Origin of the sequence: Mycobacterium sp. PS03-16, assembly GCF_004570325.1 — a bacterium.
Taxonomy (GTDB): Bacteria; Actinomycetota; Actinomycetes; order Mycobacteriales; family Mycobacteriaceae; genus Mycobacterium.
Genome location: NZ_SPQO01000017.1, coordinates 17,440 through 32,914 on the forward strand (window position 1 = coordinate 17,440; position 15,475 = coordinate 32,914).

General features: G+C 70.1%; 14 protein-coding genes. 12 read left to right on the top strand and 2 right to left on the bottom strand.

Annotated elements, in window-relative coordinates; genetic code table 11:
- Window position 1: 1 nt before the first annotated feature.
- From E4P42_RS15540 to E4P42_RS15555, 4 genes are read left to right on the top strand one after another with little or no spacing between them, the layout of a single operon-like run.
- Window positions 2-1,015 carry a 3-oxoacyl-ACP synthase III family protein gene (locus E4P42_RS15540; protein ID WP_135126976.1) on the top strand — a complete coding sequence of 338 codons (1,014 nt, stop codon included), beginning with the start codon at window positions 2-4 and terminating at the stop codon, window positions 1,013-1,015.
- The gene (locus E4P42_RS15545) at window positions 1,012-2,073 is read left to right on the top strand and encodes a histidinol-phosphate transaminase (RefSeq protein WP_135126977.1); all 1,062 of its coding nucleotides are present in this window, start codon (window positions 1,012-1,014) and stop codon (window positions 2,071-2,073) included. The genes E4P42_RS15540 and E4P42_RS15545 overlap by 4 nt, the downstream gene beginning before the upstream one ends.
- A gap of 34 nt (window positions 2,074-2,107) precedes the next feature.
- Window positions 2,108-3,256 (top strand): NAD(P)/FAD-dependent oxidoreductase, encoded by a 1,149-nt coding sequence (locus E4P42_RS15550; protein WP_135126978.1) that lies wholly within the window; start codon window positions 2,108-2,110, stop codon window positions 3,254-3,256.
- A gap of 8 nt (window positions 3,257-3,264) precedes the next feature.
- Entirely contained in the window at window positions 3,265-5,514 is a 2,250-nt protein-coding gene (locus E4P42_RS15555) for an MMPL family transporter (protein ID WP_135126979.1), read from the top strand.
- Here the strand turns inward: E4P42_RS15555 and E4P42_RS15560 are convergent.
- A complete protein-coding gene (locus tag E4P42_RS15560) occupies window positions 5,468-6,355 on the bottom strand; it encodes an endonuclease/exonuclease/phosphatase family protein (protein ID WP_245234044.1) in 888 nt (295 codons plus the stop codon). The genes E4P42_RS15555 and E4P42_RS15560 overlap by 47 nt on opposite strands.
- 173 nt (window positions 6,356-6,528) lie before the next feature.
- Between E4P42_RS15560 and E4P42_RS15565 the strand changes: the two genes are divergently transcribed.
- The 8 genes from E4P42_RS15565 (at window position 6,529) to E4P42_RS15605 (ending at window position 13,786) form a co-directional block, all read left to right on the top strand.
- Window positions 6,529-7,401, top strand: a complete 873-nt coding sequence (locus E4P42_RS15565; RefSeq protein ID WP_135126980.1) for a ParA family protein — start codon at window positions 6,529-6,531, stop codon at window positions 7,399-7,401.
- On the top strand, window positions 7,398-8,216 hold the full coding sequence (locus tag E4P42_RS15570) for a segregation/condensation protein A (protein WP_135126981.1): 819 nt from the start codon (window positions 7,398-7,400) through the stop codon (window positions 8,214-8,216). The genes E4P42_RS15565 and E4P42_RS15570 overlap by 4 nt, the downstream gene beginning before the upstream one ends.
- A 5-nt stretch (window positions 8,217-8,221) precedes the next feature.
- Window positions 8,222-8,929: an SMC-Scp complex subunit ScpB gene (scpB, locus tag E4P42_RS15575; RefSeq protein ID WP_135126982.1), complete on the top strand. Its 708-nt coding sequence runs from the start codon at window positions 8,222-8,224 to the stop codon at window positions 8,927-8,929.
- Window positions 8,926-9,669 (top strand): pseudouridine synthase, encoded by a 744-nt coding sequence (locus E4P42_RS15580; RefSeq protein ID WP_135126983.1) that lies wholly within the window; start codon window positions 8,926-8,928, stop codon window positions 9,667-9,669. Before scpB ends, E4P42_RS15580 begins: the two co-directional genes overlap by 4 nt.
- Before the next feature lie 56 nt (window positions 9,670-9,725).
- Window positions 9,726-10,400, top strand: coding sequence for a (d)CMP kinase (cmk, locus tag E4P42_RS15585; protein WP_135127065.1), 675 nt, complete (start codon window positions 9,726-9,728; stop codon window positions 10,398-10,400).
- On the top strand, window positions 10,397-11,809 hold the full coding sequence (gene der, locus E4P42_RS15590) for a ribosome biogenesis GTPase Der (protein ID WP_135126984.1): 1,413 nt from the start codon (window positions 10,397-10,399) through the stop codon (window positions 11,807-11,809). Before cmk ends, der begins: the two co-directional genes overlap by 4 nt.
- Before the next feature lie 24 nt (window positions 11,810-11,833).
- Window positions 11,834-12,601: a sulfite exporter TauE/SafE family protein gene (locus E4P42_RS15595; protein WP_371287043.1), complete on the top strand. Its 768-nt coding sequence runs from the start codon at window positions 11,834-11,836 to the stop codon at window positions 12,599-12,601.
- A 234-nt stretch (window positions 12,602-12,835) separates the two neighbouring features.
- The gene (locus E4P42_RS15605; protein WP_135126987.1) at window positions 12,836-13,786 is read left to right on the top strand and encodes a sulfite exporter TauE/SafE family protein; all 951 of its coding nucleotides are present in this window, start codon (window positions 12,836-12,838) and stop codon (window positions 13,784-13,786) included.
- On the opposite strand, the gene E4P42_RS15610 is transcribed toward E4P42_RS15605, so the two are convergent.
- A complete protein-coding gene (locus E4P42_RS15610; RefSeq protein ID WP_135126988.1) occupies window positions 13,783-15,330 on the bottom strand; it encodes a cryptochrome/photolyase family protein in 1,548 nt (515 codons plus the stop codon). The two genes, E4P42_RS15605 and E4P42_RS15610, sit on opposite strands and share 4 nt — an antisense overlap.
- Window positions 15,331-15,475: the final 145 nt, after the last annotated feature.

The following is a 15,475-nucleotide window of genomic DNA, read 5'->3' on the forward strand; positions in this document are numbered from 1 at the left end:
GATGACTGTCAGCCTGGTCGACGTCTCGACCTATCTCCCCGGCGAACCCATCAGCGCCGAGTACTACGCCAACTTCGCCAGCGCGGACGAACTCCGTGAACACCTCATGTTCCGGGCGCCGAAGTTCCGCCACCATGTGGCCGAGGACGAAACGGCCATCGACATGGTCGAACGGGCCACCGCCGGACTGGTCGACCGGCACGGCCATGACACCATCGCCGACGTCGACATCCTGATCACCCACACCCAGATGCCGGACATGCCGTTCTATGGCGGTGGCGGCGGAATGGCCCACCGGCTGGGCATGAAGCCGCGCACGGTGATCGACCTGCACAACGGCGGCTGCGCCGCCTTCATTCTGGGCCTGCAGCTGGCCCGCACGCTGATCCTGGCCGGCGAGGGCCGGACGGCCCTGATCGCGCTGGCGCAGAACGCCGCCGGGCAGATCTTCGATCAGCCGTTGACCCGCCAGAAGGCGCAGTCGTGCGTACCCGGCGACGGTGCGGCCGTCGGCCTGGTCACCCTCTCCGACGAGTCGCCCGTCCTCGACGTGGAGTGCCGCACGTACGGCGAGTACGCCGGGGACATGACGATCGCGGTCGAACCGTTCCGAAAGTGGTGGCAGCCGGGACCGGGGGAGGGGTGCATCGGATTCACCGAGGCCAAGATCACCAAGGTGCTGGCGCGGGGCAACCGGCAGGTTCCCGAGGTGTCGTACGCGGTATGCGACCGGCTCGGCATCAAGCCCAAGGAACTCGACCTGTTCGTGACCAATCAGCCCAATCGGGTGTTCCTGCGCAACTGGCGTGATGCGCTGGAGTTGCCCAGGGAACGGCACCGCGACACCTTCGACGAATGCGGGAACCTGTTCGCGGTGGGCATTCCGCTCAATCTCGACCGCGCGATCAGCGACGGGCAGCTGCGGCGCGGCGACACCGTGCTGATGGCCGCATTCGCCCACGCCGGGGACTTCGCCGGCGCGGCGGCCGTGCGCTGGGGTGGTCGAGCGGCATGACCCTCACCGCAGACCCGGGGCCCGCGGCGCCGCTGCGGATGCCCGCACCCCAGGGGGTGGCCGCGACGCCGCTGGCGGTCGACCCGATGGCGTTGTCGCTCAACGAGAATCCGTATCCGCCGCTACCTGCCGTCCGGTCGGCGATGACGGAGGCGGTGCAGGCCGCCAACCGGTATCCGGAGTTCCTCCCGGAGTCCCTGCGGCACCTGATCGCCGGTCACATCGGGGTGCCCGACGAGCAGGTCGTCGTCGGCCCGGGCGCGACGGGGGTGCTGCTGCAGGTCATGCACGCCTTCACCTCACCTGGTGATCGGATCGTGCTGCCGTTTCCGGTCTTCGAGGGGTATCCCATCGCGTCCGCGATGACTCGGCTGGAACTGGTCACGGTGCCGCTGCTGGCATCTGGTCACCACGACCTGACGGCGATGGCGGACGCGGCGTCGGGGGCGCGCATCGTCGTGATCTGCCGGCCGCACAGCCCGACGGGCACCGTGGAGGACGTCGCCGATGTCGAGCGCTTCCTGACCACGTTGTCGGAGGACACCATCGTGATCTTCGACGAGGCCTACGTGGAGTTCGTTGCGCCCCAACACCGGATCGACGCCGTCGCGCTCGTCGAGCGGTTCCCGAACGTTCTGGTCCTGCGCACGTTCTCCAAGGCCTACGGGCTGGCCGGTGTGCGGGTCGGCTACGCGGTGGGCTCATGGGGGCTGACCGCCGAACTGTGGGCGATGCAACTCCCATTCGGGATGAGCAGCATCGGGTTGGTTGCGGTGGCGGCGTCCTACCGGGCGGAAGCCCAACTCCGCCGACGGGTCCGGTTGATCACCTCGGAGCGCCGCCACTTGCGGGCGCGCCTGCGCGCGCTCGGGATCGCGACGACTGACGGGCACGCCAACTTCGTGTACCTGCCCGCCGCCGAGCGGCCGTGGCCGGAGGTCTTCGACGGGGCTGACGGGGTCAGGGTCAAGCACTGTGTCGATGGCGGAGTCCGCATCACCGTGGGCGGCCGCTCGTCGACCGGGGCCGTGCTGGCCGCCGTGCGCGGTAAGCGATGACACCGCCGGCTCGGCAGTCGGGATCGGAGGGGTGATGCGCAGTCGTCAGCTGGTCGTGATCGGTGCGGGGCCTTCCGGGGTGGCGACCGCATTGAGTCTGCGTGACAGAGGTTTACGGCCCGTGCTGATCGACCGGGCCGACCACGTGGGTTCGTCGTGGGCGTCGCGCTACGACCGGCTCAAACTCAACACCGGGCGGCGCACCTCACACATGCCGGATCGGCCCTACCCGAGGGGCACCGGCGTCTTCCCGACGCGCGACCAGGTGGTCGAGCACCTCGACCGGCACGCTCACGAAGACGGCATCGAGCTGCTGCTGGGCACGACCGTGACGCGCATCGACCGGCACTCCACCGGATGGGCGCTGAGCACGTCCTCGGGCGATCTCGTCGCCGCGCAGGTGGTGGTGGCCACCGGCTACGAACACAGCCCGCGAATCCCGCAGTGGGAGGGCATGTCCTCCTATCCCGGTGCGGTCACCCACTCCTGTGAGTACCGCAACCCGCGGCCGTACGCCGGCAAGCGGGTGCTCGTCGTCGGCGCGGGCTCCTCGGCGATGGAGATCGTGCACGACGTCGCGACCGGCGGTGCCGAAACCGCCTGGCTCGCCGTCCGCACGGCGCCGCACATCATGATCCGAGCGCTGCCGGGCGGCTTCCCGTCCGATTACATCGCGACGCCGTTGTTCGACGCACCGACACGAATGGCCGACGCGGTCTCCCGGGTGGCGCAGCGCATCGACGTCGGCGACCTGACCGCCTACGGCCTACCCACCCCGTCGGAAGGGGTGTTCGCCCGCGGGAAGCGGCTGGGCCGCGCACCGGTCATCGTTGACCGGGAAGTGGTGCGCGCCATCAAATCCCGGGTGTTCGAGGTGGTTCCCACCATCGAGCGGTTCGACGGCGCCACCGTGACACTGGTCGACGGCAGGCGCCTGCAGCCCGACGCCGTGATCTGCGCGACCGGCTACACCCGCGGGCTCGATCAGCTGGTCGGGCACCTCGGGGTCCTCGACGACAGGGGGCTGCCGCTGGTGTGCGGCGCCGCCCCGGCGGCACCGGGGCTGCGGTTCGTCGGCTTCCTGTCGCGCCCCGGCCTGATCTCCTACGTCGCCAAACAGTCGCGCCACGTCGCCCGGCAGATCGCCGGTGAGCTCGACCGCGCCCCGTCCCTGACCACCTGAGCCCTGCCGTGCTGGAGTCCCTCACCCGGTTGGCGATCGCCGCGCCTCGGCGGGTGATCGCCGCGGCCGTCGCCGTGCTGATCGCCGCCGCGGTCTTCGGCATTCCGGTCACCGAGAGCCTGTCGGGCGGCGGCTTCCGCGATCCGGGCTCTGCGTCCGCGCGCGGATCGGCCGTCCTCGCCACCACCTTCGGCCAGCCGGAGCTGCAGTTGCTGCTCACGGTGACCGCGCCGGACGGTGCGCTCACGGGGGCGGGCGCCGCGGTCGGCGCCGACGTCGTCACCGCGCTGGAACGCTCACCGCACGTTGCCTACGTCCGGGCGCCGTGGGGTGCGCCGGCCCCCGATCTGGTCAGCACTGATGGGACCACGGCGTTGGTCGTCGCGGGTCTCATCGGCGACGAGAGCGAGGCCGCCGCTCATGCCGCCGATCTGTCGTCGGCGCTCGCGGGTCCCACCGGCGGTGTCACCGTGCGCGCCGGGGGATCAGCGGCGGTCAACGCGCAGATCAACGCGCAGACCGAGAACGACCTGCTGACCATGGAGTCCATCGCGCTGCCGCTCAGTTTCCTGGTGCTGGTGTGGGTGTTCGGTGGACTGTTCGCCGCGCTGCTGCCGATGGCGGTCGGCGCGCTGGCCATCCTGGGGTCGATGGCGGTGCTGCGCGGCATCGCGATGGTCACCGACGTCTCGGTGTTCGCGCTCAATCTCGCCGTGGCGATGGGCCTGGCTCTCGCGATCGACTACACGCTGCTCATTCTCAGCAGGTTCCGTGACGAGATCGCCGACGGCGGGTCCCGCGACGCGGCGCTGCTGCAGACCATGTCGGCCGCCGGCCGCACCGTGACGTTCTCCGCCGTGATCGTCGGGTTGTCGATGCTGCCCATGGCGCTCTTCCCGATGTACTTCTTGAAATCCTTCGCCTACGCGGGTGTTGCGGTGGTGGCGTTCACGCTGGGCGCCGCGCTCGTGGTCACCCCGGCCGCCGTCACACTGCTCGGTGACCGGCTCGACGCCGTCGACGTGCGCCGGTTCGCCCGGCGGGTGACAGGACGGCCCCCGCCGACGCGGCGGCCGGTGCCGGAGATGTTCTGGTACCGCGCCGCCCGAGCCGTGACGCGGCGCGGGACGGCGCTCAGCGTGGCCGTGGTGACGGTGCTGGTGTTGCTCGGCACGCCGTTCCTCGGTGTGCGCTGGGGTTTCCCCGACGACCGCGTGCTGCCCGCGTCGGCCGATGCACATCTCGTCGGCGACATGCTGCGCACGCAGTTCACGGCGGACTCCGCGACGACGGTCACGGTCGTGCTGCCCGACGTGACCGGCGTGCCACCCGACGCCATCGGCGCTTACGCGGCCGCCCTGTCACGCGTGCCCGAGGTGCCGTGGGTGTCCTCACCGGCGGGCACCTTCGCGGGCGGGCACCGCACGGGACCGCCCTCGGGGCCGGCCGGCACCGCCGAGGGCAGTGCGTTCCTGACCGTCGCCAGCACCGCCCCGCTCGATTCGGCCGAGTCCGACACCCAGCTCGACCAGTTGCACGCCGTCGCCCCACCGGACGGTCGCGAGGCGCTGCTCACCGGAACGGCGCAGAGCAACCGCGACATCGTCGACGCCGTCGTCACCCGGATGCCGCTGGTGATGGGCGTCATCGGGATCACGGCCCTCGTCCTGTTGTTCCTGCTGACCGGCAGCGTCGTGCTACCGGTCAAGGCGGTGCTGCTCAACATCCTGTCGCTCACCGCCGCGTTCGGGGCATTGGTGTGGATCTTCCAGGACGGCCACCTGGGCGCGTTGGGCACCACCAGCACCGGGACGATCGGTGTGACGGTGCCCGTCCTGCTGTTCTGCATCGCCTTCGGGCTGTCGATGGACTACGAGGTCTTCCTGCTCGCCCGGATCCGCGAATTCTGGCTGCGGTCGGGGCGGACCCGCGCCGACAACGACGAGGCGGTCGCCCTGGGTCTCGCGCACACCGGACGGGTGATCACCGCGGCGGCGCTGATCATGGCGATCTCCTTCGCGGCGCTGATCGCGGCGGAGGTGTCGTTCATGCGCATGCTCGGCGTGGGGCTCACGCTGGCCGTATTGATGGACGCGACCCTGGTCCGATTGGTGCTGGTGCCGGCGTTCATGCATGTCATGGGTCCGGCCAATTGGTGGGCCCCGGCGCCGCTGGCCCGCTGGCACGCCCGGTTCGGCATCCGCGAGCCCGTCACCCCGGCGGCGGCGTGCGCCGTCGCGCATCCACCCGTCCGGTGATGCACGAGGTCTGGCCCCCGGTGCGCCGGAACCGGCAGCGCACTCCGAAGTGATCCGACGGGAAGATCCGCGGATCCGTCTTGGAGATCGGCTCGGTACCCATCAGCTCGATGTCCTCGGCCACCCAGGCGCGGCCCTTGAGCAGCACCCGGTCGAAGCGGACCTGGCGGTGCTTGTGCTTCATGTCGTAGCGCATCAGGTTGATCGAGGTGTCCTCGGTGTAGCCGTCCTCGTCCGGACGCAGATACGGCCACACGTCACGGTAGGGACCGCCGATCCGTCCGTTCTCGTCGTCACGCATGTTGAAATCGCCCATTACGACGGCGTTCTCGGCGTCGCGCAGAGAGCGGAACAGTGCACGTAGCTGCCAGCCTCTGATCCAGCGCGACCGCTTCCCGCTGTCCAGGTGAACCGAGCAGACCGCGGTGCGGCCACCGTCGGTCAGGAAGTCGGCACGCAACACGCCGCGGTTCGCCCTCGTGGGCAGGCGCAGGTAGGCGGCCCGCTGTACAGGCAGCCGCGACAGCAGCAGCATGCCGTAGTTGCCGACGTCGCCGCCGACCACCGCCGCGGCGCGGTAGTCGGCACGGATCCACGGCTGAGCGAGGAAGATGTCGAGGGCTTCGGGGGTGACCTCCTGGAACACCATGACGTCCGGCGGGTCCGCTCTCAGGAGGCCGGCGATGTGACGGAATCGCGCGGCGGCACTTTTCGCGTCGAACCAGATGTTGTAGGTCGACATGCTGAGCGCGTCTCGCTCGACGTGGCCCCCGGCGGTGGCGGTGACCCAGCGGTCCGCGTCGGCGTCGAAGACCCGCACCTCGACGTTGCGTCTGTTCACGCCCGGGGAGTAGCCACCGAAACCGGCCCGGAACCACCGAACGCCGGTTCCCGGCCACGGTGTGCCTCCGGGTGGTCGTGAAGTCACCCGCGGGTCTGCCCGTGTGAGCAGCGCCGCAACGTTAGACTTGGCCGGATGTTCGCCCTGCGTCCCACCTGGTCCGGCGGTCCGGCATGACCGACGACGCCGCAGGTCCGGACGCGCCGGTGCCGGCCGGGCTGACCGGGCGGCCGCCGCGCTCGATCCCGGAACCGGCCCCGCGCAGCGCGCACGGTCCGGCCAAGGTCATCGCGATGTGCAACCAGAAGGGCGGCGTCGGCAAGACCACCTCGACCATCAATCTCGGCGCCAGCCTCGCCGAGTACGGCAGGCGGGTGCTGTTGGTCGACCTCGATCCGCAGGGGGCGCTGTCCGCCGGGCTGGGTGTACCGCACTACGAACTCGACCACACGGTGCACAACCTGCTGGTCGAACCGCGGGTCTCGATCGACGAAGTGCTGATCAAGACCCGCGTCACCGGCCTCGACCTGGTGCCGAGCAACATCGATCTGTCGGCCGCGGAGATCCAGCTGGTCAACGAGGTCGGACGTGAACAGACGCTGGGCCGGGCGCTGTACCCGGTGCTCGATCGCTACGACTACGTGCTGATCGACTGCCAGCCGTCGCTCGGTCTGCTCACCGTCAACGGCTTGGCGTGTAGCGACGGGGTGATCATCCCCACCGAATGCGAGTACTTCTCGCTGCGCGGGCTGGCGCTGCTCACCGACACCGTCGACAAGGTCCGCGACCGGCTCAACCCGAAGCTCGACATCAGCGGCATCCTGGTCACGCGCTACGACCCGCGCACCGTCAACGCCCGCGAGGTGATGGCCCGGGTGGTCGAGCGGTTCGGCGACCTGGTGTTCGACACCGTGATCACCCGCACCGTCCGCTTCCCGGAGACCAGCGTCGCCGGGGAGCCCATCACCACGTGGGCGCCGAAATCCACCGGCGCCGAGGCATACCGGTCCTTGGCGCGGGAAGTCATCTACCGGTTCGGCGCGTGAGCGCGGAGACCGCCGATCAGCCCGAGCAGAGTCGATTCCAGGTACGGCTGAGCAATTTCGAGGGTCCGTTCGACCTGCTGCTGCAGCTCATCTTCGCCCACCGGCTCGACGTCACGGAGGTGGCGCTGCACCAGGTGACCGACGACTTCATCGCCTACACCAAGGAGATCGGCAGCCAACTCGAACTCGACGAGACCACCGCGTTCCTCGTCATCGCGGCCACCCTGCTGGACCTCAAGGCGGCCCGACTGCTGCCGGCCGGCGAGGTCCACGACGAGGAGGACCTGGCGCTGCTGGAGGTGCGTGACCTGCTGTTCGCCCGGCTGCTGCAGTACCGCGCTTTCAAGCACGTCGCGGTCATGTTCGCCGAGCTCGAGGCCGCCGCCCTGCGCAGCTATCCGCGTGCGGTGTCGCTCGAGGAGCGATTCTCGGCCCTGCTGCCCGAGGTGATGCTGGGCGTGGACGCCGATCGCTTCGCCCAGATCGCGGCCGCCGCCTTCACGCCACGGCCAGTGCCCACCGTCGGCACCGATCATCTGCACGCACCGGCGGTGTCGGTGCCCGAACAGGCCAAACGGCTGCTGGCGCTGCTCGAACAGCGCGGTCAGGGCCAGTGGGCGACGTTCACTGATCTGGTCGCCGACTGCCGCGGTGGCATCGAGATCGTCGGGCGCTTCCTGGCGCTGCTCGAACTGTTCCGTGCCAGGGCGGTAGCATTCGACCAGGCAGAACCGCTAGGTGTGCTCCAGGTTTCGTGGACCGGGGACCGGCCGACCAACGAACAACTGGCAACCGTCGACGCGGGGGAGCAGTAGAAGTCATGACCGACGACATCTCCGGTGCCGAGCCCGGCATCGACGTCGCCAGTACCCCCGACCTCGGCGAACCCGAACTCGACGGCGCCGAACTCGCCGCCGTTCTGGAGGCACTGCTGCTGGTGGTGGACACCCCGGTGAGCATCGATGCGCTGGCGTCGGCGACCGATCAGCCCGCCTACCGCATCGCCGCCACGCTGGCCCAGATGGCCAACGACCTCGCGGCCCGGGACAGCGGCATCGACCTGCGCGAGGCCGCCGGCGGCTGGCGGATGTACACCAGGGCCCGCTACGCGCCGTACGTGGAACGGCTGCTGCTCGACGGTGCGCGCTCCAAGCTGACCCGCGCGGCGCTCGAGACGCTGGCCGTGGTCGCCTACCGCCAGCCGGTGACCCGCGCTCGGGTCAGCGCGGTGCGCGGCGTCAACGTCGACGCGGTGATGCGTACCCTGCTGGCGCGCGGGCTGATCACCGAGGCCGGCACCGATCCGGACTCCGGCGCGGTGACGTTCTCGACCACCGAGCTGTTCCTCGAGCGACTCGGCGTGACGTCGCTGGCCGACCTGCCCGACATCGCGCCGCTGCTGCCCGATGTCGACGTGATCGACGACATCAGCGAAACCCTCGGCGACGAGCCGAGATTCGCCAAACTCGGCGGTGCGTCCGCACCCGCGAACGCACCGGTGACCTTCGACGTGGACCGGGAGCAATGACTGACGACGACGGCGTACGGCTGCAGAAGGTGCTCTCCCAGGCGGGGGTGGCGTCCCGCCGGGTCGCCGAGAAGATGATCCTCGACGGCCGGGTCGAGGTGGACGGCCGCATCGTCACCGAACTCGGCACCCGGGTCGACCCGTCGGTCAGCGAGATCCGGGTCGACGGCACCCGCGTCGTGCTCGACGACACGCTGATGCACCTGGCGATCAACAAGCCGCGCGGCATGCATTCGACGATGTCCGACGACCGCGGGCGGCCGTGCATCGGAGATCTGGTCGAGCACCGCGTGCGTGGCAACAAGGGGCTGTTCCACGTCGGCCGTCTCGACGCGGACACCGAAGGACTGATGTTGTTGACCAACGACGGCGAACTGGCCCACCGGCTGATGCACCCGTCGTTCGAGGTGCCCAAGACCTATGTGGCCACGGTGCTCGGCACGGTGCCGCGCGGGCTGGGCAAGAAACTGCGCGCCGGGGTGGAACTCGACGACGGGCCCGCCCGCGTCGACGATTTCGCGGTGGTCGACGCGCTGCCCGGCAAGACCATGGTGCGGGTGACCCTGCACGAGGGGCGCAAGCGTATCGTGCGTCGACTGCTGGCCGCGGTCGGATATCCGGTGCAGGAGCTCGTGCGCACCGACATCGGCGCCGTGACGCTCGGCGACCAGCGTCCCGGCAGCATCCGCGCGTTGACGCGCAAAGAGATCGGCGATCTGTACAAGGCGGTGGGAATGTGACCGGAGTGGTTCCGGGTGAGCGGCCGGGCGCTGTCCCCGGCGACGTCTCGGGCGACATGGTGATCGCCGTGGACGGGCCGGCCGGCACCGGAAAGTCGTCGGTGTCACGAGGTTTGGCGCGCGCACTGGCCGCGCGCTACCTCGACACCGGGGCGATGTACCGCATCGTCACCCTGGCCGTGCTGCGGGCGGGCGCCGACCTCGCCGACACCGCGGCGGTGACCGACGCCGCCGCTGCGGCCGATCTGACGGTCGGCTACAACCCCGACGAGGACCGGTCCTACCTTGCCGGAGAGGATGTTTCGAGCGAGATCCGCGGTGACGCGGTCACCGGCGCGGTGTCGGCGGTGTCGGCGGTGCCCGCCGTCCGGACGCGGCTCGTCGAACTACAGCGACTGCTGGCCGCCGGGCCGGGCAGCGTGGTGGTGGAAGGCCGCGACATCGGCACCGTGGTGCTGCCCGACGCCGACGTGAAGATCTTTCTCACCGCCTCGGCCGAGGAGCGGGCGCGCCGGCGCAACGACCAGAACATCGCCAACGGCCTGCCCGACGACTACGCCACGGTGCTGGCCGACGTGCAACGCCGCGACCACCTGGACTCGACCCGCGCGGTGTCCCCGCTGCGCGCCGCCGAGGACGCGGTGGTGGTGGACACCAGCGACATGACCGAGGGTGAAGTGATCGCACATCTGCAGGATCTGGTGCACCAGCGGGCGGGGGTGCGGCCATGACCGACTCCCAGGACGGCACCTGGGTCGACGAGCGCGACTGGGAACTGGGTGCTGAAGAAGTCGCGGAGGCCATCGAGGAGGCCTCCGCCGCACCGCCGGTGCTCGCGGTCGTCGGCCGCCCCAATGTCGGCAAATCGACACTGGTGAACCGCATCCTGGGCCGGCGCGAGGCGGTGGTGCAGGACATCCCCGGGGTCACCCGTGACCGGGTGTCCTACGACGCCACCTGGTCGGGACGGCGGTTCATCGTGCAGGACACCGGCGGTTGGGAGCCCGACGCCAAGGGCCTGCAGCAACTCGTCGCCGACCAGGCGACCGTGGCGATGCGCACCGCCGACGCGATCGTCCTGGTGGTCGACGCGGTCGTGGGCGCCACCGCCGCCGACGAGGCGGCCGCACGGATGCTGCGCAAGTCGGGTAAGCCGGTGTTTGTGGCCGCCAACAAGGTCGACACCGAGCGCGGTGAGGCCGACGCCGCGGCGCTGTGGTCGCTCGGCATGGGGGAGCCGCACCCGGTCAGCGCGATGCACGGCCGCGGGGTCGCCGACCTGCTCGACCGGGTGCTCGAGAAGCTGCCCGAGGTCTCCGAGGTGGGGCCGGGTGGCGGCGGGCCGCGCCGCGTGGCACTGGTCGGAAAACCCAACGTCGGGAAGAGTTCGCTGCTCAACCGGCTCGCGGGCGACCAGCGGTCCGTGGTGCATGACGTGGCGGGCACCACCGTCGACCCGGTCGACTCCCTGATCGAACTCGGCGGGCGGACCTGGCGGTTCGTCGACACCGCCGGCCTGCGTCGCAAGGTCGGCCAGGCCAGTGGTCACGAGTTCTACGCGTCGGTGCGCACCCACGGTGCGATCGACGCGGCCGAGGTGGTGCTGGTGCTCATCGACGCCTCCCAGCCGCTCACCGAACAGGACCAGCGGGTCTTGACCATGGTGATCGAGGCGGGTCGCGCGCTGGTGCTGGCGTTCAACAAGTGGGACCTCGTCGACGAGGACCGGCGCTATCTGCTGGAGCGGGAGATCGACCGGGAGCTCGTCCAGGTGCAGTGGGCGCCGCGGATCAACATCTCCGCGATGACGGGCCGCGCGGTGCAGAAGCTGGTGCCCGCACTCGACACCGCGCTCGCCAGCTGGGACATGCGCATCCCGACCGGGCGGCTCAACACCTTCTTCAAGGAGATCGTCGCCGCCACACCGCCACCCGTGCGGGGTGGCAAGCAACCCAGGATCCTGTTCGCCACCCAGGCCACCGCGCGGCCGCCGACGTTCGTGCTGTTCACCTCCGGCTTCCTGGAGGCGGGTTACCGCCGGTTCCTGGAGCGGCGGCTGCGGGAGACCTTCGGGTTCGAGGGCAGCCCGATCCGCATCAACGTGCGGGTGCGCGAGAAGCGGGGTCAGCGCTCCCGCTAAGTTCGCCCGGTGTCCGTTCTCGAGATGATCCTGATCGCGCTGGCCGGGGTGGGGGCGGGCGCCATCAACGCCGTCGTCGGCTCCGGCACCCTGATCACGTTCCCGACGCTGGTGACGCTGGGCTTCCCGCCGGTGACCGCCACCATGTCCAATGCGATCGGGCTGGTGGCGGGCGGCGTGTCGGGCACCTGGGGGTACCGCCGGGAACTGCGCGGACAGGGGAAGCGGCTGGCGTGGCAGGTGCCCGCCTCGCTGCTCGGCGCCGGGCTGGGGGCGTGGCTGCTGCTGCACCTGCCCGAGCGGGTGTTCATCACCGTGGTGCCGGTGCTGTTGATCGCCGCGCTCGTCCTGGTGGTGGTCGGGCCGCGGATTCAGGCGTGGGCCCGCCGGCGCGCCGAGGGGAGCGGCCGGTCGGTCGACCACATCGGGAGCGGCCGGCTCGCCGCCCTCGTCCTGGGAACCTTCGCCGTCGGGGTGTACGGCGGGTATTTCACCGCGGCGCAGGGAATCCTGCTCATCGCGATCATGGGAGCGCTGCTGCCCGAATCGATGCAACGGATGAACGCCGCCAAGAACCTGCTGTCGCTGATCGTCAACATCGTCGCCGCGGTCGGGTTCGCCTTGGTGGCGTTCGACCGGATCAGCTGGGCGGCGGCCGGCCTGATCGCCGCCGGATCGCTGCTCGGCGGGTTCCTCGGCGCACACTACGGACGCCGGTTGTCACCGAACGCGCTGCGGGCGGTGATCGTCGTGGTGGGTCTCGTCGGGCTGTGGCGGCTACTGACGGTGTAGATTGTCCAAGAAGCCACGCGCGAGCGTGGGCACACCTCAAGAGTGGAAGGGGGCAGACATGGCCGAACGTGCGTATCGCACCGCGCCGTCCGCCCTATCTGCACTCGAACCCTTCTGGCCGTCACGCCGGTTGATGGCATTCGACGAGTGGTGTCGCGCGCGAGTCTGATCGCGTCCGTCAGCCCATCCGGTCGCCGTCCTCGCGGTGCCCACTAGTCGAAAGCAGCCGAACCCATGCGTTCGCTACTGATCTTCACCCTCGTCGGCGTCGGAGCCCAGCTCGTCGATGGCGCGCTCGGGATGGCCTTCGGGGTCACCGCTTCGACGCTGCTGGTGCTCAGCGGCGTCGGCGCAGCCCAGGCGAGTGCGGCCGTGCACCTCGCCGAGGTCGGCACCACACTCGCCTCGGGCATCTCGCACTGGCGGTTCAAGAACATCGACTGGCCGATGGTGCTCAAGCTCGGTGTGCCCGGCGCAATCGGGGCCTTCGCCGGCGCCACGGTGCTGTCGTCGTTGTCGACCAAGCACGCCGCGCCGCTCATGGCCGCGATCCTGGTGGCCATCGGCGCGTACGTGCTGTTGCGGTTCTCGCTGCGCAACCCGCCGGTCATCCGCCACGGGTCCACGCCGCACAGCGCCAAGTTCCTGTCCCCGCTGGGCCTGTTCGGCGGGTTCATCGACGCGTCCGGCGGTGGCGGCTGGGGTCCGGTGACCACCAGCACGCTCCTGTCCCGCGGCAAGACCGCGCCGCGCACCGTGATCGGCTCGGTCAGCGCGTCGGAGTTCCTGGTCGCGGCGTCGGCGTCGCTGGGCTTCGTGGTCGGCCTGCGTGACGAGTTCGTGCAGAATCTGCCCGTCGTCCTGGGCCTGGCCGCCGGCGGTGTGATCGCCGCGCCGATCGCCGCGTGGCTGGTGAGCCGGATCAGCCCCGCGTTGCTGGGCACCGCGGTGGGCGGCGTCATCGTGCTGACCAACAGCCAGAAACTGGTGCACTACTTCGGTATCCACTGGCCCTGGTCGACCCTCATCTACAGCCTGATCGTGGTGGCCTGGGCGACGCTGGTGGCGCTGGCCTGGCGCAATTCCCGCGCCCCGAAGTACCTGCCGGCCGAGCCCGGGCCGGATACGTCGGAGCCGGCCCGCGAGAGTGAGGAATTGGCGGCCATCCCGGAGACGCCGCGCTAGAACGTCCGGCGCGCCTTCTCCTGGGCGAGGACGTCGTCGAGGTCCGACAGTCGGCCCATGTTCTGCACGGCCCGGCGAGTGCGCACATTGCCCTCCAGCAGCGCGCGATGGCGGTGCACGAACGCCCAGTAGCCGGCGGTGAACGGGCAGGCGTCCTCGCCGAGCCGCTTCTTCGGGTCGTAGGCGCAGCTACCACAGTGGTCGCTCATCTTGTTGATGTAGGCGCCGCCGGCGGCGTACGGCTTCGTGGCGAGCTTGCCGCCGTCGGCGTGCTGACTCATGCCGACCACGTTGGTGGGCATCACCCACCGGAAGCCGTCGACGTAGGCGGTGGCGTACCACTCGGTGAGGTCACGCGGGTGGTAGCCGCGCTGCAACGCATGGTTGCCCAGCACCATCAGCCGCTGAATGTGATGGGTCCAGCCGCGGTCCCGCAGGCCCATCAGCGCGTGCCGTAGGCATTCGGCGGTGACGGCGTCGGCGTCGAGTTCGGTCCACCAGTCCGGTAGCGGCGTGCGGGCGCCGAGCTCGTTGTTGTCGACGTAGCGCTCACCGAAGTGCCAGTACAGATGCCACATGTACTCGCGCCAGCCCAGGATCTGCCGGATGAAGCCCTCGACTGCCGCCAGTGGCGCCTGCCCGGTCCGGTAGGCCTGCTCGGCGGCGTGCACGGCGTCGAGCGGGTGCAGCACGCCGAGGTTGAGCGGCACCGACAGCAGCGAATGTGACATCGCCCAGTCCTGTCCCATGATCGCGTCCTCGTAGCGGCCGAACGTGGGCAGCCGGTGCTCGATGAAGCGTTTCAGGGCACGCTGTGCTTCGGCGGGTGTGACCGCGAACAGGCGGGGGCCGTCCGCGCCGACCGTGTCGAGCGCGAGAGCGTCGAGGTCGCGGCGGACCTGCTCGTCGATGTCGTCCTCCCGCGGCTGGTACGGCTTGGGGACGTCGAGGGTGGCCTGCTTCTTGGGCGGGGACTCGCGGTTCTCCTCGTCATAGTTCCAGCGGTTGCCGACCGGGTCGGGACCGTTCATCAGGACGTCGAAGCGGCGGCGCTGGTCGCGGTAGAAGTCCTCCATGCGGAAGCGGGTGCGGTCGCCGGCCCACTGTTCGAAGTCCGCGCGGGGAAGCGCGAAGGTGGGGGTGGGCAGGACGTCGGCGACCAGCCCCTGCTGTTGCAGCCGGTGCACGAATCGCTCCGCGGCGAACGACGTCGGCTGGTGCACGAGGACGGGGCGACCGAACCGTTCGAGTCCGTCGGTGTAGGTGTCGGACTTGATCAGGGTGGCGCGCTCGCCGAGATCACGATCGGCGTGCCGCAGCGCGGACAGCACGATGTGCAGTTTCTGCCGGTGATAGCGCCGCTTGCGCAGGGCGTGGTCGGCCTCGATGAGCAGGACCTCGCGGTGGGAGTGCTCGCCGCCATGAACGGCCGGTCCGAGTTGATCGGCGAACAGCCAGAGCGGGGTGTCGTCGCGGGTCACCTCCTCGAGGCTACGACGGTTGCGGCGCGGCCACGGCGCGACGACGCCCCGCGTCAGAGCCATGTCACGAATGGACTCTCCGGGCGAGGGTATTGCTGCCGCCGAGAGGGTGTGGCTGACGATGAGTGTTGTGTTGTTGGGTCCGATGAGCCGGTGTGCGAACTGTCGACGCGTGCCTCCCAGGGGCCAGCGGTGGCCGTATCTGGCA